The organism is Microbacterium hominis (assembly GCF_013282805.1).
Classification (GTDB): domain Bacteria; phylum Actinomycetota; class Actinomycetes; order Actinomycetales; family Microbacteriaceae; genus Microbacterium; species Microbacterium hominis_B.
Map to the genome: position 1 here is coordinate 3322004 of NZ_CP054038.1, position 25166 is coordinate 3347169.

Annotated in this window: 26 protein-coding genes and 1 tRNA gene; 11 read left to right on the top strand and 16 right to left on the bottom strand. The window is 66.0% G+C overall.

Annotated elements, in window-relative coordinates; translation table 11 throughout:
• The first annotated feature begins 136 nt into the window (after positions 1–136).
• The gene (locus HQM25_RS14970) at positions 137–346 is read left to right on the top strand and encodes a hypothetical protein (protein ID WP_172990951.1); all 210 of its coding nucleotides are present in this window, start codon (positions 137–139) and stop codon (positions 344–346) included.
• A gap of 27 nt (positions 347–373) precedes the next feature.
• On the opposite strand, the gene HQM25_RS14975 is transcribed toward HQM25_RS14970, so the two are convergent.
• The gene (locus tag HQM25_RS14975; RefSeq protein ID WP_172990952.1) at positions 374–790 is read right to left on the bottom strand and encodes a hypothetical protein; all 417 of its coding nucleotides are present in this window, start codon (positions 788–790) and stop codon (positions 374–376) included.
• Positions 791–1109: 319 nt separating this feature from the next.
• Here HQM25_RS14975 and HQM25_RS14980 point away from each other — a divergent pair, with 319 nt between their 5' ends.
• The gene (locus HQM25_RS14980; RefSeq protein WP_172990953.1) at positions 1110–1466 is read left to right on the top strand and encodes a hypothetical protein; all 357 of its coding nucleotides are present in this window, start codon (positions 1110–1112) and stop codon (positions 1464–1466) included.
• 869 nt (positions 1467–2335) lie between these two features.
• Positions 2336–2545 (top strand): response regulator transcription factor, encoded by a 210-nt coding sequence (locus tag HQM25_RS17890; RefSeq protein WP_302182848.1) that lies wholly within the window; start codon positions 2336–2338, stop codon positions 2543–2545.
• An 85-nt stretch (positions 2546–2630) separates the two neighbouring features.
• On the opposite strand, the gene HQM25_RS14990 is transcribed toward HQM25_RS17890, so the two are convergent.
• The 5 genes from HQM25_RS14990 to HQM25_RS15010 all read right to left on the bottom strand — a co-directional run bounded on the left by HQM25_RS14990 (position 2631) and on the right by HQM25_RS15010 (position 8807).
• Positions 2631–3413 (bottom strand): SDR family NAD(P)-dependent oxidoreductase, encoded by a 783-nt coding sequence (locus tag HQM25_RS14990; protein ID WP_172990954.1) that lies wholly within the window; start codon positions 3411–3413, stop codon positions 2631–2633.
• Position 3414: 1 nt separating this feature from the next.
• Positions 3415–4383: an aldo/keto reductase gene (locus tag HQM25_RS14995; RefSeq protein WP_172990955.1), complete on the bottom strand. Its 969-nt coding sequence runs from the start codon at positions 4381–4383 to the stop codon at positions 3415–3417.
• Between the two features lie 97 nt (positions 4384–4480).
• Positions 4481–6409, bottom strand: coding sequence for an adenylyl cyclase (locus tag HQM25_RS15000; protein WP_172990956.1), 1929 nt, complete (start codon positions 6407–6409; stop codon positions 4481–4483).
• 176 nt (positions 6410–6585) lie between these two features.
• Positions 6586–7800 carry a cytochrome P450 gene (locus HQM25_RS15005; protein WP_172990957.1) on the bottom strand — a complete coding sequence of 405 codons (1215 nt, stop codon included), beginning with the start codon at positions 7798–7800 and terminating at the stop codon, positions 6586–6588.
• 38 nt (positions 7801–7838) lie between these two features.
• On the bottom strand, positions 7839–8807 hold the full coding sequence (locus tag HQM25_RS15010; protein ID WP_172990958.1) for a PDR/VanB family oxidoreductase: 969 nt from the start codon (positions 8805–8807) through the stop codon (positions 7839–7841).
• 67 nt (positions 8808–8874) lie between these two features.
• On the opposite strand from HQM25_RS15010, the gene HQM25_RS15015 reads away from it, so the two are divergent.
• Complete coding sequence (locus HQM25_RS15015) at positions 8875–9162, top strand: DUF2470 domain-containing protein (RefSeq protein ID WP_172990959.1); 288 nt, start codon at positions 8875–8877, stop codon at positions 9160–9162.
• Between the two features lie 18 nt (positions 9163–9180).
• On the opposite strand, the gene HQM25_RS15020 is transcribed toward HQM25_RS15015, so the two are convergent.
• From HQM25_RS15020 to HQM25_RS15050, 7 genes are all read right to left on the bottom strand, one after another.
• A complete protein-coding gene (locus HQM25_RS15020) occupies positions 9181–9885 on the bottom strand; it encodes a TetR/AcrR family transcriptional regulator (protein WP_172990960.1) in 705 nt (234 codons plus the stop codon).
• A 4-nt stretch (positions 9886–9889) separates the two neighbouring features.
• The gene (locus tag HQM25_RS15025; protein ID WP_254359706.1) at positions 9890–11044 is read right to left on the bottom strand and encodes an alpha/beta hydrolase family protein; all 1155 of its coding nucleotides are present in this window, start codon (positions 11042–11044) and stop codon (positions 9890–9892) included.
• A 14-nt stretch (positions 11045–11058) separates the two neighbouring features.
• Entirely contained in the window at positions 11059–11808 is a 750-nt protein-coding gene (locus tag HQM25_RS15030) for an SDR family NAD(P)-dependent oxidoreductase (protein WP_254359388.1), read from the bottom strand.
• 35 nt (positions 11809–11843) lie between these two features.
• A complete protein-coding gene (locus HQM25_RS15035) occupies positions 11844–12821 on the bottom strand; it encodes a fumarylacetoacetate hydrolase family protein (RefSeq protein ID WP_172990962.1) in 978 nt (325 codons plus the stop codon).
• A 1-nt stretch (position 12822) separates the two neighbouring features.
• Positions 12823–13977: an FAD-dependent monooxygenase gene (locus HQM25_RS15040; RefSeq protein ID WP_172990963.1), complete on the bottom strand. Its 1155-nt coding sequence runs from the start codon at positions 13975–13977 to the stop codon at positions 12823–12825.
• A gap of 33 nt (positions 13978–14010) precedes the next feature.
• A complete protein-coding gene (locus HQM25_RS15045) occupies positions 14011–15018 on the bottom strand; it encodes a cyclase family protein (RefSeq protein ID WP_254359389.1) in 1008 nt (335 codons plus the stop codon).
• Between the two features lie 105 nt (positions 15019–15123).
• Positions 15124–16143: a VOC family protein gene (locus HQM25_RS15050; RefSeq protein ID WP_172990964.1), complete on the bottom strand. Its 1020-nt coding sequence runs from the start codon at positions 16141–16143 to the stop codon at positions 15124–15126.
• Between the two features lie 174 nt (positions 16144–16317).
• Here HQM25_RS15050 and HQM25_RS15055 point away from each other — a divergent pair, with 174 nt between their 5' ends.
• Complete coding sequence (locus HQM25_RS15055) at positions 16318–16659, top strand: non-heme iron oxygenase ferredoxin subunit (RefSeq protein ID WP_172990965.1); 342 nt, start codon at positions 16318–16320, stop codon at positions 16657–16659.
• 59 nt (positions 16660–16718) lie between these two features.
• On the opposite strand, the gene HQM25_RS15060 is transcribed toward HQM25_RS15055, so the two are convergent.
• Positions 16719–17648 (bottom strand): LysR family transcriptional regulator, encoded by a 930-nt coding sequence (locus HQM25_RS15060; protein ID WP_172990966.1) that lies wholly within the window; start codon positions 17646–17648, stop codon positions 16719–16721.
• A 167-nt stretch (positions 17649–17815) separates the two neighbouring features.
• Between HQM25_RS15060 and HQM25_RS15065 the strand changes: the two genes are divergently transcribed.
• The 6 genes from HQM25_RS15065 to HQM25_RS15090 all read left to right on the top strand — a co-directional run bounded on the left by HQM25_RS15065 (position 17816) and on the right by HQM25_RS15090 (position 23664).
• Positions 17816–18982, top strand: a complete 1167-nt coding sequence (locus tag HQM25_RS15065) for a substrate-binding domain-containing protein (protein WP_217275157.1) — start codon at positions 17816–17818, stop codon at positions 18980–18982.
• A gap of 176 nt (positions 18983–19158) precedes the next feature.
• A complete protein-coding gene (locus HQM25_RS15070; RefSeq protein ID WP_172990968.1) occupies positions 19159–20736 on the top strand; it encodes a sugar ABC transporter ATP-binding protein in 1578 nt (525 codons plus the stop codon).
• On the top strand, positions 20733–21758 hold the full coding sequence (locus HQM25_RS15075) for an ABC transporter permease (protein ID WP_172990969.1): 1026 nt from the start codon (positions 20733–20735) through the stop codon (positions 21756–21758). Before HQM25_RS15070 ends, HQM25_RS15075 begins: the two co-directional genes overlap by 4 nt.
• A gap of 37 nt (positions 21759–21795) precedes the next feature.
• Complete coding sequence (locus tag HQM25_RS15080; protein WP_172990970.1) at positions 21796–22290, top strand: hypothetical protein; 495 nt, start codon at positions 21796–21798, stop codon at positions 22288–22290.
• Positions 22283–22537 carry a hypothetical protein gene (locus HQM25_RS15085; protein ID WP_172990971.1) on the top strand — a complete coding sequence of 85 codons (255 nt, stop codon included), beginning with the start codon at positions 22283–22285 and terminating at the stop codon, positions 22535–22537. Before HQM25_RS15080 ends, HQM25_RS15085 begins: the two co-directional genes overlap by 8 nt.
• Positions 22534–23664 (top strand): tyrosine-type recombinase/integrase, encoded by a 1131-nt coding sequence (locus tag HQM25_RS15090; RefSeq protein WP_172990972.1) that lies wholly within the window; start codon positions 22534–22536, stop codon positions 23662–23664. Before HQM25_RS15085 ends, HQM25_RS15090 begins: the two co-directional genes overlap by 4 nt.
• A 40-nt stretch (positions 23665–23704) precedes the next feature.
• Here HQM25_RS15090 and HQM25_RS15095 read toward each other — a convergent pair.
• Together HQM25_RS15095 and HQM25_RS15100 are read right to left on the bottom strand one after the other, a co-directional pair.
• A tRNA-Ser gene (locus HQM25_RS15095) sits at positions 23705–23793 on the bottom strand.
• A 110-nt stretch (positions 23794–23903) separates the two neighbouring features.
• Positions 23904–25097: an LCP family glycopolymer transferase gene (locus HQM25_RS15100; protein ID WP_254359390.1), complete on the bottom strand. Its 1194-nt coding sequence runs from the start codon at positions 25095–25097 to the stop codon at positions 23904–23906.
• Between the last annotated feature and the right edge of the window lie 69 nt (positions 25098–25166).

Genomic DNA, 25166 nt, shown 5'->3' on the forward strand with positions numbered 1-25166 from the left:
CCCGGTTCGGCACGTAGGGCACAGCCTAGGGGTCGCGCGACGCGGATTGAGACAATTTCGAACATTACTATGGTCAATTTCAGGGGTCTCCGACGAGGTCCTCGCTCGCACAAGCCGTCGACAGATGGGTTTCTCCATGCTTCCTCGCACCCGTACCACCCACATCGTGTTCTTGATCGTCGGGCTCGCGTTCATCGGGTTCGGCCTGTGGTTCGTGGTCAGCGGCGGGAGCTTCCTGATGTGGCTGTGGCCGGCGGCCGGCCTCTTCCTCGTCGTCCGTTCGGCGCTCGCGCTGCGCAAGCTCGCCGCCGGCAACGACGAGTCGGAACCTCCCGCCGGGTCCTGACCGCGGTTCCTGCGAGCCGGCGCCCGGTCAGCTGGTCGCGAAGCGGGCGAGCAGTGCGTCGGGGTTGCGGTCCAGTGCCCCACCCGCGATACGGATCGCGATGATCGCCACGACGACCGCGATCACCAGGCTCACGCCCGCGATGGCGGCCAGTGGGGCGACGGCATCCAGCGCCGTCCACGCGTACGCGCAGCCGATCACCACGGCGTAGGCGAGCAGGATCGCGATCAGGACTCCGCCGATCGCCCGTCCACGGGACGATAGAGCCCTCGACTGGTCGAACGCGTTGAACGTGCTCGAGAACGCGCAGATCGCGACCGTGACCGCCAGTGCTGCGCAGCCCGCGATGAACGCGACCCACACGTCGCTCCACGTTCCGGTGATGGCCGCTTCGACCAGCACGACCCCGGCCAGCAGGGATCGTCGTCGTCTGACCCGCCCCATTCGGACCCGCGATGCCGTAGACCGACCCCCGCGGGATGCTGAGATCCAGACCATCGACCACACGCTTGTCACCGAACGCCTTCGAGAGCCCCCGAACCTCGATCGCCGTCATACTCTCGCCATCCCCGCCCACCGTCGGCCGCCGTCCCGGCGCGCTGGCCAGCACCAAAGCAGTCAGTGACGAAATGTTCAGAAATGTCGCACAAAGTCGCCTGCGCTGTGTATCGTGACGAACCGAGCACCCGTTCACAGGAAACACTCAGGCTTGGTGGACGCGTAGAAATCGAATCCGGCACCCCGACAGAAGGAGCACGAAACCATGGCAGGTCAACGCCCCGGCGGCGTCACGCTCGTCGCCGTACTCGCATGGCTTAACGGAGCCGTCGCGATCGTCAGCGGCATCATCCACCTTTTCGGCGACGGTTTCGGCTCGCTTGCCGCATGGCTCACGATCATCATCGGCGCCATCACCATCGCCGTAAGCCTGGGCCTCTTCCGCGGCAGCAACACCTCTCGGATCATCATGACCGTGGTCTTCGTGCTGAACATTGCGGTCGCCGTCTACGGCGTCTTCACGTTCGGCAATGGATTCTGGGGACCGCTAATCCAAGGCATCATCGCGTTGATCGGCCTCGGCCTGCTATGGACGCGCAGGGCCAACGACTTCTTCAGCTAGGCGCGCTTCGACGGCCCCTTCGCCAGTTCGTCCTCACGATTGCCGAAATCACGAGAACTGGAGACCCCCGCAGACCCAGGAGGACCGAGGGGAAATCGAGCTCTCCGTCTTCGCTGCGGCGGCTCCGATTCGCGGAGTGATCAAGCTGAGCTCATAGCAGAGTGATCAGGAGGCAGTCGCAGCATTGCGCGGATCGCTCAGTGCGCAACTCGCGGTACTCGAGGCAGAAATGGCAGAGTGCGTGGCAGAAACGAAGTAAACATGTTCTGACCAGGGGTTTTTCTGCGGAGACGGAGGGATTTGAACCCTCGGTCCCCTTGCGAGGACTCCACCTTAGCAGGGTCAAACGGCCCGAACCTCTGGCCGACCCGGCATCGCCCATTTCGCCGCGGAATCACGCGAGTTTTCAAGATTGATCTGGCTCTTTTCGATGTCAATCCAATCGCTCGCAACGCACTCCACACACTCGGCACTCATGATTTCTCCCGTCCCTCAGCATGCTCGGGGTCACCTGGGGGTCACCCCACGCGAGACCGTATCCACCCCCATCTGCGCCCGAACGAGCCAACCCCGCGGCACGCATCGATTGCACTCGACGGATCCCCTCTTGCGGGCAGCGTTCACTGATGGCTCCGCATGGCCGGTCAGCGCCCCGATCTCCACTCGCCTCCGCGCCAATGCGTTCGCCGTCATGGGACCCTCACTGAACACAGCCGTCCGGCAGTGATCGTCACACACCCGAGGTTCGGCGCGCTCGCTCTGATCAAGCTGCAATCCTGGCGACTCAGCAGGCTTCAGCCGCAGTAGCTGCTGGATCGCGAGTAGATGCATCTCGTGACCCCGCACCGGGAGACATTCGGTCGCTGCTCATCGTCCAAGGGCTCACCCCGCGCGAGGTCGAGATCCTCACCGAGATCGCCCGCGGTCGATCCAACGACGAGATCGCCATGGACCTGTTCATCTCAGCGCACACGGTCAAGACCCACATTAACCGCATCATGGCCAAGCTCGACGCGCACGACTGTGCCCAGCTCGTCATCCACGCGTACGAGGCCGGGCTCGTCACCCCGGGGTCGTAATGCCGCCTCACGCGAAGCGGTGCGCCTCACGTTGCATCGGTGACACCGCCGGATGGTCTGCACTCGTCTGTCAAGGGACACACGTTCAGTCGGCGACGATCGTGCCGCCGTCAATCACGATGTTCTGCCCGCTGACGAAGGCTCCCGCTGGGGAGGCGAGCCACACGACGGCGCCGGCGACTTCCTCGGGGCGACCGAACCTCCCTAGCGGAGTCTTGGCCAGACGCGCCCGCGCGGACTCTTCGTCGGCGGTGATCGGTCGTGCGAACTCAGTGTCGATGACGCCAGGAGAGATGGCATTGGCTCGAATCGCGCGGTTGCCCCACTGAACCGCGATGTTGCGCGCGACCTCGGCGTTGGCTGCCTTCGTCGCGCCGTACCCCGAGAGGACGCGATTGCCGCGTAGTCCTGCGATGCTCGACATCACGATGAACGCGCCGCCGCCCGAGTCGGCCATGAGTGGCAGTGCGAGGCTCGCGAGCTCGACCACCGAACGCACGTGCAGCGCGTACATGCGGTCCATGAGCTGCAGCGGGTCCCGAGCTCCAGGCTCGTCCAGCGCAGCACCGGCGTTCGCGAGAACTGTGTCGAGCCGGCCGTACCGCTGCCGCACGATCTCGATCGTCGCGGCGAGCGCTGCGGAGTCGGTCACGTCACATGCGACGCCGAGGGCGTCCAGCCCTTCGGCGCGCAGGTCGCCGGCGACGGCCTCGATGTCGCCGAGGCCGACGAGCACGACGCGTGCGCCGGCGTCGCCGAGGGCGCGCGCGCACGCGAGGCCGATGCCGCTTCCTGCGCCGGTGACGAGGGCAACCGTTCCCTCGCACGAGAACAGCGATCGAGCGGATCCGCTCCCCACGCCGGCCATGTCAGTACCCCGCCGGGGCGCGATGGCTGTATGCGGCTTCGAGCTGTGTGCGTTCTTCCTCGGTGAGCTGGAGGTCCAGTGCCTCCACCGCATCGGCGAGGTGCTCTGGCCGCGTCACCCCGATCAAGGCGCTGGCGACGACGTCGCGGGCGAGTACCCACGCCATCGCGACCTGTGCCATCGAGACAGCGCGGACCGAGGCGGCCTGCGCCACGGCGTCGATGATGGACGCGTCGCCGTCGCCGAAGTACGCGCGGCCAAACCGGTCGGCGTCGAATCGGGTTGTGCTGGTCCGGTGCGGCCGGGCGAGACGGCCCTGTGCAAGCGGGCTCCACACGATCGATCCCACGTCGAGGTCCTCCAGGAGGGCGAACATCTCGCGCTCCTCCTCGCGGTTGAGCAGCGAATAGTGGTTCTGCATCGAGATGAACTCGGTCCATCCGCCGAGGCGCGCGGTGTACTGGAGCTTGCTGAACTGCCAGGCATGCATCGACGAGGCGCCGAGATAGCGCACCTTCCCCGAGACGACGAGCTGATGTAGCGCCTCCATCGTTTCTTCGACGGGCACGGCGGGGTCGAATCGATGGATCTGGTAGAGGTCGATGTAATCGGTGCCGAGACGCCGCAGCGACGCCTCCACCTGCGCCGTGATCGCGGCGCGAGAGAGCCCGGAGTCAGTGGTGCCCGGCCCCATGGGATAGAACAGCTTGGTCGCCAGAATGATGTCCTCGCGACGGGTGAAGCGGTCTATCGCCCGACCGACGATCTCTTCGGACGTTCCACCGCCGTACACGTTAGCCGTGTCCCAGAGGTTGATGCCCGCTTCCACTGCGGCGCGGAACACCGGCGCCGCAGCCTCCTCGTCGAGCGACCATTCGTTGAAGCCGGGGTAGCGGGCGCCGAAGCTCATGCAACCCAACCCGATCCTGCTCACGACGAGATCTGATGAACCCAGGGTGCGGTCGTGCATTTTCCTCCTCATTGTCGCCGTGGGCGGGGCGGGACCGAGAGGGCGGACGAATCCCGGCAACCCGCCGGCATCCGTCCGCCCGTCGATCACTACAGACTCACCGACCCGAGAACATCGTGATTCGGGTGTTGACCGTCAGGCCGAACACGTCCGACTGCGGGTACGCCGAGGTGCCGTAATACGGCGCGGCGTCGACCCCGATGCCATCTGTGTTGATGACGTTGCGGAAGCCGCCGTTCGAGTTCGGGAAGTTGATGACGCCGGCCAGCACCCCGTTGAACACGACGTTCTTCGCCACCGGGGTCTCGATCGCGCTGGACATGTAGCAGAGGCAGTTGTTGCCGCCACCGGTGAAGCGGGCGTAGGTGTGGAATCCATCAACCCGGAAGGACGTCACATTGTCTGCGACCTTGAGGTTGGGGTAGCCCTCCTTCGTGCCATTCATCCAGCCCGGCTGGTTCGGCGGGTCGTACGGCGGCTCGTTCTGCAGGAAGACCACGCGACCGTCCTGGCCGTTCCAGAGAATCTGGGTCTTCTGGTAGTGCTCGACCCACAGGCCGAGTCCGGTGACGCTGTCACCGTTGACCACCAGGCCGTGATCAGCGAGCGAGGTTGTCCAGCCGCTTCCGCCGCGGCGGATCCAGGCGCCGTCGATGATCACGTGATTCTGGTTTATCTCCTCCGACACTGTTGCCCGGCCAGGGTTGGCGACCGAGATGTGGACGTCGGTAAGCGTGGTCGGGTTCAGGCGATCACCGCTGTTCTTGCCGGCGGCCGTGTTGCTGCCGATCCGGACCAAGACGTCCGAGTTGACGGTGCCCGCACGGACGCTGAAACTGGACAGAATCACGCCGGGGACGTCGCCGACCTCGACAGCAGCGGTTCCGGCGGTCGGGGTCAGGGTCGCGAATCCGAGGCCGAGGACCACGGAGTCGGGACGCGTGATGCGCAGGGGCTCGGTGAGTGAGTACTGACCTGGGGTGAGGATGAGGTTCTTTCCTGCTGCGAGCTGCGCATTCAACTCGGGTGCCGTGGCCGTCGGCTTTGCGATGAAGAAGTCGTTGAGCGACAGCGACGCTCCACCACCACCGTTGATGTTCCAGTCGACGCCGCGGCTGTTGTTCTCGGACCGCGGTACGAAGACCTTGTAGTGGCCGTCGTCCAGGTAGAGGAACGGTGCTTCGCGGGTCACTGGCGTCGTCGGCAGCGTGATGTTCGCACCCGACGGAGCGGTCGCCGTCTCCGGGCCGAAGTCGTTCTTCGGCGCGCCCTTGACGCCGGAGAAGACGAAAGCGCCGCCGAATCCGCTCCAAGTTCCGCCGATCTCGCTGTCGCGGACGAAGTACATCGCCTGTGCCCACTCGCCCGGGCCTTCGGAGGTGTTGCGTCCCTCGCCGCCGCGGACGTCACCGCTGATCCGCGTGTTCACGAAGTGGTTGCCGAACGCCGGATTGGCCGCCGGCACACCTTCGAGATCCAGGTTGCCTGTGATGTCTATCCGCCGGAACGGCGCGGTCTGCGAGGTGATCCAGTTCATGGTGTGCGGTGCCACGCCGGGCTGGATCGGGTTGATGCTCAGATTCGTCAGCGACCGCGCGAAGGTTCCCAGGGTGGAGAAGCCGGAGCCGTTGACATAGAGGGCTCCGTTGATCCGGGTGTCGGTGGGCGAAGCGGCCAATCCTGCGATTGCGGTATTGGCAGGGACCGACGCGAGGACGATATCCGTGGCGGAGTTCGGGTCGTCCTGCCCGCTCGCACTTCCGTAGGTGCCAGGCTTGAACAAGATCTGCCGATTGGGGTTCCCCGGCTGTGGTGCGATGAGCGCGTTGATCTGCGCAGAGGTCATCGTCGGATCGACGATGACAACGTTCGGGCCGAAGTCCGGGTTGGTGTCGTTCGCGGCCGCTGCAGCTGGGGCTGGGGATGCGAATGCACCCACGAGGGTCAGCGCGGAAGCGGTGAGTGCAATGCTCAGCGCGCCTCCGATCGAGCGTTGAAGTCGCAGCCTTCTGGTGGTTTCCATCATTCTCCTCTTCGTTGGCAGCTCGCCCCGCGCCATCGCGATGGGTCTGAGCTTCCCTCTGGTCGAGGCCTTTCTCGACCAGGCACCCGTCTGTGTGCGGGCACGTCGAATAGCTCGACCGGCTGGCCGAGCAGAATCGGGGGTGATGTCAGCAGGCGGACATCACCCCCGATGTGCGCTTATTTCTCGGCGAAGGTCGCGCGGAACTGCTGGATCATGTTGAATCGCGGGTTCGGCGGACGAAGCAGGTCGGCCGTGACAGTGATGTCATCGACGCGTTTGATGAGTTCCTCGAGGAAGACCTTCATCTCCCGGCGACCAAGGTGCTCACCGAGGCACTGGTGCGGGCCGCCGGCGCCGAAGGCGACCTGCTTGCTGGAGTCGCGCGTGATGTCGAACGTCTCCGGGTCAGAGAACACGGTCTCATCGAAGTTCGCCGATTCGTAGTAGAGCACCACCTTGTCGCCGGCCTTGATCTTCTGTCCTCCCAGCTCGACATCCTCCAGAGCGGTGCGCCGGAAGTTGACGACCGCGGACGTATAGCGGCAGAACTCGTCCACCGCCTTGTTGATCAGCGAAGGGTCATTCTTGAGCAGCTCCCACTGGTCCGGATTCTTGCCGAGCTGCCACAGCCCGGTTGCGATCGAGGACCCCGTCGTCTCGGCGCCGGCACCGATGAGCAGCGAGACGAATCCGCCGACTTCGATGTCGGTGAGCAGACGCCCCTCGTACTCGGCCGTGACGATGCGACTCATGACGTCGTCACCGATGTTCTGCCGACGCGACGCTGCGAGATTCACGCCGTACTCGATCAAGGCGTGATGCGCGGCGTTGCCTTTGACCCTGTCGGGCCCGAACGCGTAGTAGGTCCATTCGACGAACTGTTCGTGGTCCTCCTTGGGCATGGCGAGCATGTCCGCGATGATCTTCACCGGGTAACGGTTGACCAAGGTCGACACGACGTCGACGTCGGGCTGCGCCACGAGTGCGTCGATGACCTCGTTCGCGTTGCGACGAATGGTGTCGAGCATGCTGTCGAGGTAGCGCGGAGCGAACGCGGGACCGACCATCTGCCGCCAGATCCGGTGCTCGGGATCGTCCATGTGCAACATACCCAGAGCCGCGACGCGGGTCTGCGGCCACTCCTCCGGCTGAGTGCCGAACTTGTTGCTGTACACCTTCGTGTTGCGCGTGACGTCCTGTACGTCCTGGTAACGCATCACCGCCCAGAAGCCCGGCCCTCCCTCGGGCGCCCACGGGGCTGCGACCTCGGGATGGAATGTGACGGGCGCTTCGTCTCGGAAGTGCTTGAACACCTCGTGGCGATCCGGTCGCGCCCAGAACTCCGGTCGGGTGAGGAGGACGTCGTCCTCCGTGCCAATGATTGCGGACATTCGCTATGACTCCTTCGTCAGTTTCGTTGGGTTGGGATTCAGAGATCGAGTACGAGTCGGGGGCATCGCGCCCTCGAGATGCAGATCATCATCGTGGTCGAGGCCTCGCGCTCGGCCACGCTGAGCACGGAGTCGAGGTGAACCACTTCGCCGGACATCAGAGGCGTCTCGCACGTGCCACAGGTTCCCTCGCGGCATGAGGTGGGCACCTCGATCCCCGCGTCCTCCGCGACCTGCAGGATGCTCTGGCCCGGTCCCACGTGAGCTTCGATGCCGGAGTAGTCGAAGTACACGTCGAACTCGTCGTACCCGTGGTCTTCGCCTACCGGCCTCGGGACGAAGCGCTCGACATGCGCATCGATTCCTTCGTGTCGGATGCCGAGTTCCTCGACGGCCTCCATCAGCGCCTCGGGGCCACAGCAGTAGGCATCGACGGGTAGGGAGCGGAGCAGGATCGACTCGATGTCAGGACGATCGGTCGTGTCGCGCGGATAGAGGGTGACGCGGCTGCCATACCTGGCGAGGTCTTCGGTGAACGCCATGTGCTCACGTGCACGACCGATGTAGTGGAGTTCCCAGTCGGCGCCATCGATCTCTGCTTGCTCGATCATCGGGAGCAGCGGCGTGATGCCGATCCCGCCGGCGACGAAGACCTTTCGAGGGGCACCCGCTCCGGAGTATTCGAAGTGGTTTCGGGGTGCGCTCAGTGTGAGTTCGGCTCCCTGCACAGCCGCTTCGGACAGCCAGCGGGATCCGCCGCGGCCTTCCCGCTCAATGAGAACCCCGAGCACCCACCGGTCCGGCACCGACGGCGAGCCGGCGAGAGAGTATTGCCGGGAGTCGCCGTCCGGAAGCACGACGTCGACGTGCGAACCCGGGGTCCACACGGGGAACGTCTCTGCTACGGCCGCAAGCTCGATCCGCAAGACATCTCGTGCGACTTCGCGACAGCCGACCACTGTGGCGGCCAGATGGGTGATCTCCAACACGCTCTCCTTCGAGCTCATACTGAGAATGCTAATTGCATTACTGTTATAATGCAAGCATTCACCGACCACGAAGGAGTTGTCGACGATGGCATTCGAACCTGACGTCATCCAGGCGATCTGCGACTACATGAACAACGATCCGATGGAGAGCAATCTCACGATCGTCCAGGGCATCACCGGCGACCGTAGTGTCGCGAAGGTCGACCTCGTGTCGTTCGACGAAGACGGCGCAGACTTCCGCGCGTTCGCGACGGACGGGGCAACGCGTGAGGTTCGCATCCCGTGGCAGCGACGGATCAGCGAGCGCCCGGAGGTGCGCCAGCAGCTGTTTGCGCTGCTGGATCAGGCGACGGATGCCTTCGGCAAGGCATGACGGCGCGCAGGGAACGAGTCAACCGCCGGGAAACAGAGCCTTCTCAGCCATGCGAGTAAGTCGTGCGAGGAAGTCGCCGTAGCTCTCCGGCCCGTGGCTGAGCCACTGATCGCCGTACATCGACCGGAAGACGCACTCCTGGTGCAGCATTCGTGCGACATCCCGGCTGACGACCGGGTCGGGGCCGGCCAACAGCTCCGCCACTTGATCGACGAGTGCGAGCGACTCCTGCGCCCCCCGGGCTCGGAGGGCGTCATCCGAAGTCGAGTAGTTGACAATCGGGTGGAGGAAATCGACGTTCGACTCCCACGTGTCTGCCATCGCGAGGACGATGCGATCAACGCGCTCTCGTGATCCGGCCGGCAGCTCAGCTGCCGCCGAGAGGCCTTCGCGATAGCTATGGACAACCTGCTCCATGCCGCGGTCGTAGATCGCCCAGAACAGGCCGGCCAGACCGTCGACGCGTCGGTAGATCGCCGTGGGAGCGACACCGGCTCTCGCGCATACCGCCGCGATCGTCAGTGCATCGCGACCCTCGTTTTCGAGAATCCACGTGCCTGCTTCCAGGATGTTCTCCCAGCCCTTTCGACTGCGCACTTGCATGGGCGGCCGGATACGGTCGCTCTCTGCAGCGGGCTGGGACATCTCCCCATCTTCCCAGGTTTGATCGGGCACGGTTCGCGCGACCGGCGGGACCAGGCGAAGATGAGTCTTCTTCCTCATGGGATCACGCGAGTTCGACGAAAGTCTCGGCGATCCAGTCGGCGATGATTCCGGCGACGTAGGGCATGTTGTCGATGGAGATGTGCTCCGTGCCGCCCTCGGGATCGTCGAACAGCCGGAGCTCGCGCTTGGGTGCGTTCACGGCCTGCTCGTATGTCTGGTGGGCGTACTTGACGTTGATCTGACGGTCGCCCACACCGTGGGTGATGAGCAGCGGCGCCGTGATCTGATCGGCGACCCCGTTGAGGTGCATTCCCCTGGTCTTCTCGATGAAGTCATCCATGTCGGAAGCGCCCCACACCCAGAACACGTGATCCCAGTAGTGCGGGACGGGGTTCTCGCCATCGCGCTGCCGGCGACCCTCCTGCACCTCGAACCAGTTGTGGTTCGCGCCCCACGCGACTCCGAGTTTGAGTCGCTTCTCGAACGCGAGCGCGCGCGGCGCGTAGTAGCCGCCCAGCGACCAGCCGACGATGCCGATCCGGTCGACGTCCGCGTCCAGGTCGACCGCGTTCGTTTCGAGCCAGTCGATCATCGCGGCTGCCCACACCTCGGTGTCGTGGCGGGCGGTGAGGCCGCGCAGCCGCAGTGCCTCGCCCGAGCCGGGTGTGTCGATCATGAGGGTCGAGATGCCCCTCTCGGCGAGCATCTTCGGGAAGCCCGAGTAGTACATCATCTCTTTCGTCGAATCCAGGCCGTTCCACTGGATCACGACGGGGTGGGGCCCGTCACCCGGGGCACGGTAGTAGTAGCCCGGAAGCGACGATCCCTCGTATGGGACCTCGACGGGCGTGAGCGGGATGCCGGACAGCTCGACGTGCTTGAGCAGCAGATCGATCGACTTCTGGTAGGCCGCGTTGCGGCCCTCCCACTTGGGCGACTGCAGTCGCTCCGCCTGCGACGTGTACAGCGACGCGCGGTAGTAGGTCTCCCCCGCGCCGATGCGCCGACCGCGGGCTTCGTCATCCTTCGCCTTGGCGATCAGCCGGTCTGCCACAGCCGCCCACGACGCATAGAGCTCTTCGGTGCCGGCGTCGTCGCCACGCTCGGCGGCCAGCAGCACCGGCTTGCACGCGCGGTCGACCTCGTCGATGAAGCCTCCGTTGTTGAGCGTTGCGACGACCGAGAGACTCCACACGTAGTTGGTGGGGAAATACATGAACACGATGGCTCCTAAGAGTTGTGGGAATGGTCGGAGGCGATACGGTCCGCCATGTATTTGGCGCCGGCCGACGACGAGAACGCTCCGTCGACGGGCAATTCTGCGCCCGAGACGTAAGCGGCGGCATCCGAGAGCAGAAACGCCGCGACGTGCGCGACCTCGTCGACGTGGCCCATCCGCTCCATGGGTGTGAGAGCGAGCTGCGCGTCGCGCATCACCGCCGGCGCGGTCGCAGTCATCTCGGTCTCGATGAATCCCGGGTGGATGACGTTGACACGGATGCCGCGGGGCCCGAGCTCCGTGGCAGCAACGTGGGTGAGTCCGCGCAGCGCCCACTTGGAGGTCGTGTAGGCGACGGGGTAGTGCGCGGAGCGTGCCGCGACAGAACCGACATTCACGATCGACGATCCGTCGGACATCAGCGGTGTGAGCGCCTGGATCGCGAGGAAGGCACCCGTCACGTTCACGGCGAGTACTCGGTCCCAGTCCGCGCGGGAGGTGTCGCCCAGTCGGGAGCGGTGGGTGATGCCGGCGTTGTTGATCAGCCCGCGTAGTGGCGGCTCGTCGGAAACGGCCCGCAGCGCGGCGGCGAGCTCCTCCCACTGCTGCTCGTCGGTGACGTCGAGCTGGCGGTAGACGATGCCGGCGCTGTCGAAGTCGTCGGGCGCTTCCGCCACGAGGTCAGTTGCGATCACGCGCGCGCCGTTGCGGGCCAGCAGCCGCGCCTCAGCTGCGCCCATGCCGCGTGCGGCTCCGGTCACCACGACAGTGCGGCCATGGAGTCCCTCGTATACAGTCACGTCGCACTCCCCGCGCGGGTGCGCGCCCGGGTCGCGGGGCGGGCGGGCGGCAGCGTCGGGGCGGGCGAGCTCGCACCCACCATCGATGTGAGTTCACCGATGCCCTCGACGACCATCCGAACGACGTCGCCGTAGCTCAGCGGTGCAGGGTCGATCCGGCCCCGACGACCCCAGAGCTCGGCGAGGCAGCCGCCGTTGCCGGTAGTGCCCGAGCCCAGCACGTCGCCGGCGACGACGCGTGAGTTGCGCGAGGCGTACGCGACGAGCGTCGGGAACGACCAGCCCATATTCGAGACGAGATCTTCGCCGATCAGCACGTCGTTGACGAACACCTCCGCGCGCACGGCGAGGAACCCGTCGCCGTCGAGGAACGGCTGCAATTCGTCCGCGGTCACGATCCACGGGCCAAGGCTCGTGGCGAAGTCCTTGCCTTTCGCGGGCCCCAGGCGCACTTTCATCTCGCGCGACTGCAGGTCGCGGGCCGACCAGTCGTTCATTATCGTGTACCCGAAGATCTCGTCGGCCGCCTGCGCCTCGGTGAGGTCAGTGCCGCCGTCACCGCCGATCACGACCGCCACTTCGAGCTCGAAGTCGAGCCGCTCGGTGACCGGAGGCGCGACCGGCTCTCCGGGGCCGAGGATCGTGTGGGGATTGGTGAAGTAGAACGTCGGCGCTTCATACCACTCGGGTACGACTTCACTGTGTCCGTCCACCGCGGCACTCACCCCTTCGACATGCTCCTCGAACGCGACGAAATCGCGCACCGCGGCGGGAACGAGTGGCGCTAGCAGGCGCACGTCGGCGAGCGAACGGCCCGATGCGCCGGCGATCGCGTCATGTCGGCGCTGCGCCGCAGCAAGACCGTCGCGGAGCACGTCCGCAACGGTCTCACCGTCGGCGAACGCCACAACCCGGTCCCCGACGACGAATCCCTCGCCGAGCACCCCGTCATGTATCCATCGCGCGAGTCGCATGTCAGGCGGGGGTCGCCATCTGCTGGGCGATCGCGAAGATGAGCGCGCCGGGGTCCGCGTCGCGGTTGCCCTCGAGCTGCCACTGACCCAGCTGCACCGACGCGTCGACCACGGTCTTGGCTCGAGGAATCCGCCGACCGTGGAAGTCGTCCCACAGCTGCTGGTCGAGCTCGTCGCGCGCGACGAGCAGCTCCGTGAGCACGAGGGCATCCTCGAGCGCCTGGGCAGCGCCCTGTGCGATCGTGGGTGGGCACGAGTGCGCGGCGTCGCCGATGATCACGACGCGCCCGCGGTTCCACGGCTCCTCGACGAGGTGCTTCGTGAACCACGTGTAGTTCGCGTGCGCACCGTTCTCAAGGTCGGCGCGGATCGAGTTCCACGGACCGTCATACGCACGGGACTCCTCGAGCATGATGCGGGTGGCCTCCTCGTCGGAGATCCCGAATCGATCCTGCGCCGCCTCGACCAGGATCGCGTACATGCTGTTCTCGCCCGTCGGGGTGTAGCCCGCGATGAACACCGGGCCACCGTAGTACAGCTCGCTCGAGAGCACCTCGTTGGGGCGCGACACGAATGTCCTCCAGATGCCCATCCCGGTCGGCTCCGGCTTCGTCTCGATGCCGATGAGCCGCCGCACTGTCGAGTTCAAGCCGTCAGCGCCGATCAGCAGGTCGTACACGCCCGCGGACTCTCCGTTGACGATCACCTCGACCGAGTCGTCGTCGCCCGACTGCTCGGCCCGGTGATGCTCGATCCCCGTGACTTCGGACGCGAAGCGCACGTTCGCTCCGGCCTTCTGTGCGTGCTTCAGAAGGATCCGGGCGAGCTCGGGGCGCGGCATCCCCATCGTCGACGGGTAATCTGGCCCGCCGTATTTCAGATCGGGTAGCGTGGCCACGACGGGCGCTCCGGGTCCGGGCGCGCGCATCGTGAGCCCGACGAAGGGAAACCCGGCGTCGCGGATGTCCTCCCACGCGCCGAGCGCGTCGAACACGCGCAAAGCATTGCCCTGGATCGTGATCCCGGAGCCGAGTGCGCTCAGCTCCGGCTTCGCTTCGAAAACGTCGACGTGCACGCCGGCCTTCGCGAGCTGGATCGCCGCGGCCAGTCCGGCGACACCGCTGCCGACGACGGCGACCTTGTTCACTGCTGTCATTGTTGAACCTCCTTGTTCGTTGAGTTTTCGTCTCTAGAGAACGGCAACCGGGTTGATGGGCGAGCCGACCGCCCCAGTGATCGGCAAGGGCGCCGCCGAGAGCAAGAAGTCCCACTGCCCCCGGGACGAGCACATCTGCGCGAGCGCATCGAGATTCCACATCTCCCCGACCGTGAGCCCGATATTCGGGATCACGACCTGATGCAGCGGCTGGAAAGCCTGCACGTCGAACTCGTTGGGGCGCACTTCGAACCCCCACGTGTCGGTGGCGATCGCCGCGATCTCCGTGCGGTGCAACCATCCTGCCGTCGTCAACGACAGCCCCGGCGCCGCACCCCCCGCGTAATCGCGCCATCCCTCACGCCGGGTCCGCGCATACTGTCCGGTCCGGATCAACACGATGTCGCCACGCCCGATGAGGCTCCCTTGTGCGGACGCCGTCGCCTCGAGGTCACCGGCTGTGATGGCGTACCCGTCAGCCAGTTCACAGGTCTCAGGTACCAGGTGGCGGCCGACGTCGAGCAGCACACCTCGTGACACGATGACGGATGCCGCGTGCTCGATGCCCGTGACGAGGTCTCCGTCGCTGGTGACGACATCACCCGCACGGCGGCCGTTCCAGGCGAGCCCGTGGTCGAAAATGTGCCCCAACCCGTCCCATTGCGTGGAACACTGCAGCGGCATCGAGATCACATCGTCGGCGCCACCGAGCCCGTGCGGAAAGCCCTGACTTCCTCGCTCAGCGTCCGTGCCCGTGTCCGTCATCGTGTGCACCGGGTTTGTGCGTCGCCGCCAGCCTTTCTGCGGGCCGTCGGTATCGAAGGATTGGGCGAGCGACACGACTTCACCCGTCTGGACGAGCGCGGCAGCCTGCAGCCGCTTGGCTGGGTCGATGAAGTTCAACGTGCCGAGCACATCCGACTCGCCCCATCGTCCCCAGTTCCGGTAGGCAGCAGCACGCGCCGCGATCTCTCGCTCGGGGTCGTTACGGTCCAAGTCCGCCGGATCCTCGCTCGGCGCGTCGCGGCTCACGTCACCCACAGCAACTCCTGGGGCACACGCGCGGTGACCGACCGGCCCGCGGTGCTGCCGGGCCGGACGGGGCGTTCCTGAGCAGGCGAATGGAGCATCGCTGGTCGAGCCAGCTCAACCGCGACCGTGCTTGGCGTACGGATTGATCAGCGCGTCGCGGATCTCGTCGGGCACGCCCTCCTCCGTCGCCGACGGTCCATCGGCAGCAGGGAACGACTCCGTCATCGACATCGGCATCGCACTGTTCCGATAGAAGTTGCTGGAGCCCTGCGACGGGGTCCAGGTGTTCGCCTCCCAGTCGGGCACATAGTTGCGGTAGCCACCCGTGTTCAGCTCGATGCGCAGGGTCGAAGGCTCACGGTAGTACAGGAAGGTCTGCTCCCCGATGCCATGGATGTTGGGGCCGTACTCGATGGGGATGCCGTTCTCCATCAGCGTGTCGGCAGCGATGAGCAGCTCCTCGCGGGTGTCCACCCAGAACGCGTAGTGGTTGATTCGTCCCGCCCGCGTCGAGCCGTCGAGGACGACGCCGAGGTCGTGGGACTTCTCGTTCGTGGTGAGGACGGAGAACACCGAGATCGGAGCCTCGTCGAGGACGGTGCGAGCCATGAAGCGGAAACCGAGCACATCGACGTACCACTGGACAAAGGCGTCGACGTCGCTCGTGGCAACCGTGACGTGATCGAGCTGGCGGGGAGCTCCCGCGACCTTGCTGCGGCGCGCCGGACGGTCGGGGTAGATCGATGCGGAGTCGCCTTCGGTCTCCCGGTAGTGCTCGACATCCCAATGCAGGGTCATGCTGTGCCCACCCGGGCCGATGAACCGGAACGCGCGGCCGAGCGTGTGCCCCTCGAACCATTCGCCTTCGGCGCCGGCCTCGAGCACACGACGAGCCGCCTCTTCCAGCGCCTCGGGCGAGGAGGTGCGCCACGCCATCGTGGCAAGGGACGGCTCCGACCCCGGAACCACCACAACGCTGTAGCGGTAGTAGTCACCCCAGCAGCGCAGATACACCGAACCATCGATGCGGTCCACGACAGTGAGCCCCACCTGCTCCTCGTAGAACTTGACGGATGCCTCGACGTCCGGCGACGTGATCGCCACGAACGACAGGTGGGAGAGCAGATTGATCATCTTCGATCCTTTCGAGATTCTCGGGGCGTGTCCCCGTCGGCGACACGAACCGGAGTCCGCCTCGACCACTTGAAAGCTAATGCTAATGCAAATACCATTTTGCTCAAGTGCCAGAATGGACCGGCTTTGCCTGGTGCATTCGCTCGAGGTTCATCGACGAACATGGAGGTTCGCATGCAGGAAGGGATCGTGGTCGCGAGCGTTGGCGATATCGACGAGGGCTGGGCGATCAAGGTGGACGCCAGCGTGCTCGGGACCGTCGATGACGTGGCGGTATTCAATGATCGAGGCGAGTACTTCGCACTGGACGACAGCTGCTCTCACATGAACGGCTCTCTGTCCGACGGATACATCGACGCTGGAGTGGTGGAATGCCCCAACCATGCGGGGCGGTTCTGCCTGCGGGACGGTTCGGTCGTTTCAGAGCCTGCCACCGAGCCGATGGCAACGCACCGGGTGACCGTTGAAGGCACGGAGATCCGGGTTACACCCAACCCGGCGCGCATCGCTCCGTAGAGCGTCGTTATCGACGGCGCGCAAATCCGCGTCATCCCCGATCCTGAGCGCCTCGCCGATTAGCAGACGTCACCATCATCTGCCTCGACGGATTCCGCGAACGTCTCGAGTAGTCGTTCGCGGAACCACACGTGGGCGGGGTCACTGTCACGGCTTTCGTGCCACCACAGCAGCAACTCGATACCAGCCGGCTCGAACGGCGCCGCGACGAACACTGTCCTCGTCGGCGGGCCCAGACGCTCGGCCAGCACGCGAGGCACCACCGCGACGAGATCGGTGCCCGCGACCACCGACGGTAGCGACAGGAACGCTGCGCTGGTCACACGGGGCGCCGCCCGCTCCCCGGGGAGCTCGCGCAGTCGCCGGTCGGCGGGCGTGAAGTGAATGCGGCCGAAGTCCGCGACGGCGCTGGGCAAACGCGCGAAGTCCTCGAACGTCAGCTCCCCGTCCGCGATCGCCGGGTTCGCGGGGTCGAGCAGGCAGACGTACTCGTCGGCGAGGAGGGGTGCGCTGCGTCCCTCGATGCCCACCTCGGGTACTGTGACGACGAAGTCGTGCGTGAACAGATCCCGCTCGCTCTCAATCGGCCGTTCCGGTAACGGGATCACATCGACCGCGAATCCAGGCGCTTCGGCGACCGCAGCAGCGATGGCTTCGTGGAGCCGCATGGCGCCGTAGTCCGTCATCATGATCGAGAAGCGCCGATGGTGCTCCGAAGGGTCGAACCGGGCATCACCGGCAAGCACCCGCTCGATCCGGGGCACAGCGGCCTGCACCTGCGGCAGCAGCACACGCGCGAGGGGCGTCAGGGCATACTCACGACCCACCCGCACCAGCAACTCGTCGTGGAACACCGCGCGCAGCCGCGCCAAAGCCGAGCTCATGGACGACTGACCCATCTGCACACGCTGTGCGGCACGGGTGACGTTGGCCTCTTCGAGCAGCGCGCGCAACGGCACGAGCAAGTTGAGGTCGTGGTCGGCGCCCATGAGTGGATGGTACCGGCCAAGGTGTCGACCGCCCGATGCAAGCCATCGGCAGCTCGATGTTCCCGATCCAGCGCGTGAGCGGTGAGATGAGCCCGTTGGCGACGACGCCAGCACCAGAGCGAGGCAATGAGGCCGTGCATAGGTCGACGCCTCCAGACACAGCAGGAGTGTGCCAGGTGAAGACGACAGTCAGAAGCATCCAGGTCGTGATGGTGGGTGCCGCGATCGCATTCGCGATCACGGCGTGTTCGGACGGCGGGGCGACTCCCGACGAGACAGGCGGGAGTACCACTGCCGAAATGAGCCCCGAGGCGCAGGCGGCGCTCGAGCGAGCGTATGAGGGCATCGGCTCCGATCTGGCCGATCTGGCGCCGACCGCTTCGGGCGACGCGCTGAACCTGTACGTCGTTTCTTGCGGCGAGCAGATCCCCGGCTGCGCGGTGCCGGCGGCCGCCGCCGCCGAGGCCGGCGAGATCGCCGGATGGACTGCCACCGTCGCTGACGGCAAGCTCAACCCCGAGGGCTTTGCCACCGCGATCCGGCAGGCAATCGCAGGCGGCGCGGACATCATCGTTCCGATCGGTATCGGCTGCGGCATCGCACAGGCGGCATTCCAGGAAGCGGTCGACGCGGGCATCACGATCGTCGGCGGCGGCGGAGTGGACGACTGCGAACCGAAGCTCTGGGCTGCCCAACGGCTGTGGCTGTCGGACTACACCCCGATCGAGCAGTGGAACGCCTTCGGTCAGCTGCAGGCGGACTACGCGTTCGGCAAGACCGACGGCGATGTGAAGCCGGTTGTGCTGAACTTCACCGGGCAGGTGTGGGGGCCCTGGATCACCGACGGCTTCCTCGCGGAGCTCGAAGAGCTGGGTGGCAGCGGAGAGGCACTGGCCACCATCGACATCTCCGACCCCGAGGTCGCCGACGGTTCGTTTGTCCAGAAGGTCACCACGGCGCTCCTGGCAGAGCCGGACGCCAACGTCCTGATCGTGCCGATCGATGCGTGGCTGACCAACGGCCTCGCGGCCGCGATCGTTCAGGCAGGCCTTGACGAGCAGCTGCTCGTGGTCAGCCGCGCAGGCGATGCGCCGGCACTCGACCTGATCCGCCAGGGAGGTTCGGGTATCGATGCGACCATCGGTTCAGCCGTCGAGTGGGGTGCTTGGGGCTCGATCGACACGGCTCTGCGAGTGCTTGCGGGCGAGCAGCCGGTCGACATCGGCGAGTCGATGCAGGCGATCGACGCGGACCACAACATGGTCGATTCCGGTTCGTATCAGGGATCAGTCGATTTCCGCGACCTCTTCAGCACCGCGTGGGGCGCGAACTGACGCGCAGCCTCGCCGCAACGGGCTCCGCGCCATCGAGCGCGGAGCCCGTTCGTCGTCCATGGCGTCGGCGAGGCGGATCCGATAGCAGCCATCGTCACGACGACGTTCTCGCCGAACGCGCTGCATGGTTGCATCAGGGCCAGTGGCAGAGCGGCCACTGCGACGAAGGAGTCCTCATGAGCGCATCGGCCAGCCCGGACCTCGCTCTCGAGGTGAGCGCGCTGACCAAGTCTTTCGGTGGCACGCGAGCGTTGCGGGGCGCGACCCTGTCTGTGCGCGTCGGCACCGTGCACGCACTGCTGGGCGGCAACGGCTCGGGCAAGAGCACGGCGATCAAGCTGCTCGCGGGCGTCTACGACGCCGACGCGGGCGACCTGCGCGTCTTCGGCGTCCATCACCCGCTCGACAGCTGGTCTGCGTCGGCCGCGGCCAATGCAGGGCTGCGCTTCGTCCACCAGGACCTCGGGCTGTTCGAGCAGCTGTCGATCGCCGAGAACTTCGCCATCGATGCCGGGTATCCCCGCAACGCACTGGGCGGGATCGATTGGCGGATGCTGCGCCGTGACGTCTCTCGCGTGCTCGCCGAGTATGAACTGGACGTCGATCCGACCATGCCGGTCGGACGACTGCGGCCATCCGACCGCGCGATGGTCGCGATCGCACGTGCGCTTCAAGGGAGCGAGGCGGGACGCCTCGTGCTCGTCCTTGATGAGCCCACCGCCACTCTGGCAGCGCACGAGTCGCGGATCCTGCTGGACCGTGTGCGGCGCCTTGCCGACCGTGGACAGACCGTCGTCATCGTCAGTCATCGCCTACAGGAAGTGCTGTCGATCGCGGATGACTTCACCGTCTTCCGCGATGGACGCGTCGCCGGCGCCCTCGTGGACTCCCAGCCGAGCGAGGAGGAGCTCATCGGGATCATGGCCGGCGGCTCCACCGTCGCGCTGCGGCCCACCGGTGAGACGAGCCATTCGACCGGGGCGGTCACGCTCGAGGTGCGCGGCCTGGTCTCAGGTCCGCTGCGCGGGGTCGATCTCGCCGTGCACCGCGGCGAGATCGTGGGCATCGCCGGCCTGGTCGGCAGCGGCCGATCCTCGTTGCTCAAGGTCCTCTTCGGTGCGGTCTCTCCCCAGGCGGGCGTGATGGCGATTGATGGCGAGGCATACTGCCCGCGTCACGTTCCCGATGCCATGGAAGCAGGGGTGGCGCTGGTTCCCGAGAACCGAGTGCGTGAAGCCGCCTTCATGGACCGGTCAGTGCGAGAGAACCTCGCCGTAGCGATGCTCACCGAGTATTTCCGGGGTCGATGGATGCCGCGCCGCCGTGAGCGCGTGGCTGCGGCATCCCTCATTCGGTCCTTCGGTGTCAAGGTCGCCGGACCCGACTCCCTGTTCAGTTCGATGTCGGGCGGCAACCAGCAGAAGGTGGTCCTCGCGCGCTGGTTGCAGCGCACACCGCGACTACTCCTGCTTGACGAGCCCACCCAAGGCGTGGACGTGATGAGTCGCGCTGACATCTACACCACCATCCGTGCCGCCGCGGGCGAGGGCTGCGCCGTGGTCGTCGCTTCGAGCGACATGACCGAGTTGCATGCCCTGTGCGACCGCATCGCGTTTCTGGCCCGGGGACGCATCGTCGACGAGGTGGCCGCCGCCGACACCGACATCGACGAACTGACCGCTCTGCTGCTGAGAACCGACGGTGCCGCATCGGCGGCCTCCAGCCTCAGCCGTCCCGAGGAGACATCATCATGACCAACACCACCGCCCCTCCGACATCCGTGACAGACACCGACGTCGTCCCGACACACCGCAGGCCGTCGCGCGTCGGGAGGTTCTTCGAGAACTACGCGTTGGTCATCCTCACCGTCACGGTGTACGCATTCTTCAGCGTGCTCCCCGCGTCCAGCGCCGCTTTCCCGACCGTGAACAACCTCAACGTGATCCTCGGCAGTCAGGCGGTGGTTGCGACAATCGCGCTCGCGGCTCTCTTCCCTTTGGTCGCGGGATACTTCGACTTCTCGCTGGGCGCGATCGCCGCGATGGCGCAGGTCCTGTCAGCGGGTTTCATGGTCAACGCTGGTCTTCCGTTGTGGGCAGCGGTGATCTTGCCGATCCTCATCGCCGGAGTCGTCGGGCTGCTGAACGGCTACTTCGTCACCCGCCTGCACATGAGCCCGTTCGTCACGACTCTCGCGATGGCGATGCTGATCTCGGGCGTGACGCTGTGGTACACCAGCGGACAGACGATCGTTGCCGGGATTGATCCGGCCATCACCCGGTTCGGCTCGGCGCGCTTCCTGGGCCTCCCTGCGGTGGTGTACGTCGTTCTCGGGCTCGCCGCGGTGGCGTGGTACCTGCTCACCCACACGCCCTTCGGCCGCTCGCTGTACGCCATCGGCTCGAACGCGGCTTCGGCCCGCCTCGTCGGTGTGCGGGTGGACCGCAACGTGTGGTGGACATTCGTCGTCTCGGCTGTCATCGCGGGTGGCGCGGGTGTCATGCAGCTCTCACGTATGGGCAGCGCCACCGCCTCTGCCGGTAACGAGCTGCTCTTTCCGGCTCTCGCCGCCGTCTTCCTGGGTGCCACCACCATCGTCCCGGGGTTCTTCAACGTGGTAGGGACGATCGTGGGTGCGGTCTTCGTCTCCATCTCCGTCTCCGGCCTCACGCTGTCAGGGGCGAGCGGCTGGGCAGCGAACGTCTTCAACGGCATCGCACTGCTCGGCGCCGTCGCGCTGTCGACATACCTCGGCCGCCGCAGACGGCGCGGCTGATCGAGGCAGCCGCGCGCAAGGCTGAGAGGATGTGCTCGTGAGTGACGTGCGCAAGCTCGACCTCAACCTCGTGGTCGTCCTCGATGCCGTGCTGGCCGAGCGCAACCTCAAGGCGGTCACAAACATCGCCACCCGCGACGATGTCGAGGTGAACTACCCCACCGTCGCGAAGGTCGGGATGCAGGCGATCGTGCAGGCCGCAGCCGTGCGATGCATCTTCCTCACCCTTGAGGAGGAGAGCGATCCGAAGGCTGTGTGGCTCTCGGTCGATCAGCTGACGGCATCCGAGGGTCGCATCCTGCCGCCGCTCGTAGCCGCCGAGGTCATCAAGCGCGGAGGCAGTGCACTGCGTATGGAAGTCGTGGAACTGCTCTACGGCAGTGCGGCACTGGCCGGACTGCCGCCGGCGAAGCGAATCCAGCACGAACTCGGGATCCCCCACCGCACCGCATCGCAGTGGATCATCGACGCACGCAAGGCGGGGCGCCTGGATGGCATGAACTACAACGCCGGCCGCCCCGCAGGTGCTTGAGTACTTCGAAACACAGACTGAAGAGATCGTCGACGAGGCGGACGCACCACCGGTCCCGCACGACGATCACCTTGAGTGCTTCTTCTACTCCGAAGCTGAGGCCGCCGATCGCCTCGGGATCCACCGGACGACCCTCCGCGCCCTCGCCCTGCAGGGCAAGTCACCGGTCGAGCCAATCCCGCTCACGGATCATCGCCGCGTCTACCGCCGGATCGACATCCACAGACTCGCCGGCATCGAGCCGTGAGCATCGAGGTCCGCAAGACAGCTGATGGGCGCACGTACTACAAGGCGCGCGTGAAGTCTGGCCGCGAACTCATCGCCACCCGCGCGTTCGATACACGCCGCGAAGCGGAAGCGTGGGAACGCGACCAGAAGCATCGGATTGAAACCGGGAAGCCGCTACCCCCGAAGCGCACCTTCACACTCGGAAACCTGGTCGAGATGTTCCTCGAGGCACGCGCGAGCGGAAACCCTCACACAGTCGACACGGATCGACACAACATCGCCGCCCTTCCCAAGTCGCTGCTCATTCGTCCGCTGGCGTCAATACATGCCGAGGACATCCGCGCACACCTCATCCGGCAGCTTGTGAAGAAGAAGCCGTCCACGGTCGCGCGCGAGAAGACCACTCTGAGCGCGCTCTTCACGTACGCGTCGGAGCAGGGCCTTCTGCACCAGGCGCACCCCGTCCGGACGATGAAGAAGATCCCCGAGCTGAGCGCGTCCACCCAGCGCGCGATCAGCCCGAAGGATGTGCCCACTCCTACGCGTCTGGCCGAGGCGATCGCCACCGTAAGGGACAAGCGTCCCGATATCGCTGACGTGTTCGAGTTCATGTCGTTGACGGGCATCCGCTGGGGTGAGGCGCGAGCGCTTCGTGCCGAATCGATAGCTCTCCTGCCGTTCCCACAACTGATCGTCGAGCGATCTCACTCGGACCGCTACGACGAGAAGAACCCCAAGTCGTGGCGCGGCAAGCGAACCCTCCCTCTGTCACCACGAGCGCACGAGATCTTCCAGAAGTACGCGGCGCGCAAGCACCCCAACGACTACCTGTTCACCAACAAGCTGGGCGAACAACTCAGCGTCGGCGTCGTGCGAAAGTTCCCCCTCGGCTTCGAACGACACAACCTCCGCCACTACGCCGCGTCGACGTGGCTGCGCCTGGGCACTCCGGTCAACGAAGTTGCCGAGTACTTGGGTGACGAGGCTCGCACCGTCCTCGCCGTCTACGCACACGTTCTGGGCGAGGATCAGCGGCGCGATCACGCCGAGAGATTGGCCCGCGCAGAGGGCGAGATTTCAGCGGGGGACCCCTGGGGGACCCCGGACCCGAACTTGGGGCCTTCGACGCGCAACATGCTCTTCTGAGCCGAACGCGAAAACCCCCGGTTTACCGGGGGTTTTTCTGCGGAGACGGAGGGATTTGAACCCTCGGTCCCCTTGCGAGGACTCCACCTTAGCAGGGTGGTGCACTAGGCCTGACTATGCGACGTCTCCAGGCGCCCGACAGCCGAAGCCGCGCGGACGCGCTCAGCAATCATAACCGGTCGGCGCGGATATCCCGAACCGACCGAGTGTGCGGCGCCAGCCCGGCGGGATCCCGACTCTCAGCCGCCGAACCCGCGCAGGTTTCCGTTGGAGCAGGTGGCCTCCGCGGCGGTGGAGCCCTTGACGTTCTCCGGCAACGCGACCGAGGTCGGCGCGGGCGTCGGCGAAGCGCTCGGGGATGCCTCGGGCGACGCCTCGGCAGGTGTCGGCGTGGGGGTCACCGCCGCGTTGGGGTCGGCGACGGTGCCGTCGAAGGAACCCGCCTCGTTGGTGAAGCTCACCGACTCGTTCGCCTCGAGCGCCGCCCACAGGGCGGCGGCGGAATCCTCGTCGGGCACCACGCGGTTGGTGTCGAACGGGTCTTCCAGCACGGGGTACTGAACGAAGGCGATGTCCTCGAACGGCACGTTCTTCACGGCCAGCGCGATCTGCGCGAGCGTCATCGGGTTGGTGAGGCTGCGGCTGGGCGTGATGTTCTCCACGGCCGTGCGCGCGAGCGTGAGCAGCGTGGTGGGGTTGGTGAGCGTCTCGGCGCTCACCACCTTGCGTGCCAGGCGCGACATGTACTGCTGCTGGTTCGCGATGCGGCCGAGGTCGGATCCGTCGCCGACGCCATGGCGGGTGCGCAGGAACTGCAGCGCGTCGACGCCGACGACCTCGCGGGTGCCGGCCGGCCAGTCGATGCCCGTGAACCGGTCGCGGATGCCGCTGGCCAGACACACCTCGACAGGACCGATCGCGTTCGTGATCTCGATCACGCCGCCCCAGGTGATCTTCGCGGCGAACGGGATGTTCTGACCACTGAGCGCAGAGACGGTCTTGGTGACGCAGGCGAGCCCGCCGATCCCGTAGGCCTCGTTGATCTGCGCCTTGGTGATCGCCTCCGTGGTCGTGCCGTCTTCGTCCGTGCACTCGGGGATCGGCACCATGAGATCGCGCGGGAAGGAGATGACGGTGACCTTGCGCGGCTCGTCCGAGATGTGCACGAGCATGTTCACATCGTTGAGCTCGACTTCGGCATCCGGTCCGGTGCAGCGCTCGCCGAAGATCGAGGCGTACTCGGGCTCGCAGGCGTCGGTGCCGGCGAGGAAGAGGTTCACGCCGCCCTCGATCGCGCCGATGTCGGGTGGCACCGACTCCTGCCCCTCGAGGTCGACCGCGTCGGAGGTGAAGCTGGTGGTGAAGTCGATCGCGGCATACGCGGCGACGCCGGCGCCGGAGACGAGCAGAACCGCGGCGATGATCCCGACCACCCTGAGGAGCATCCCGAACGGGTGCGGCGACCGCAGCTCACCGTGACGCGCGACAGTGCGTCGGCGCCT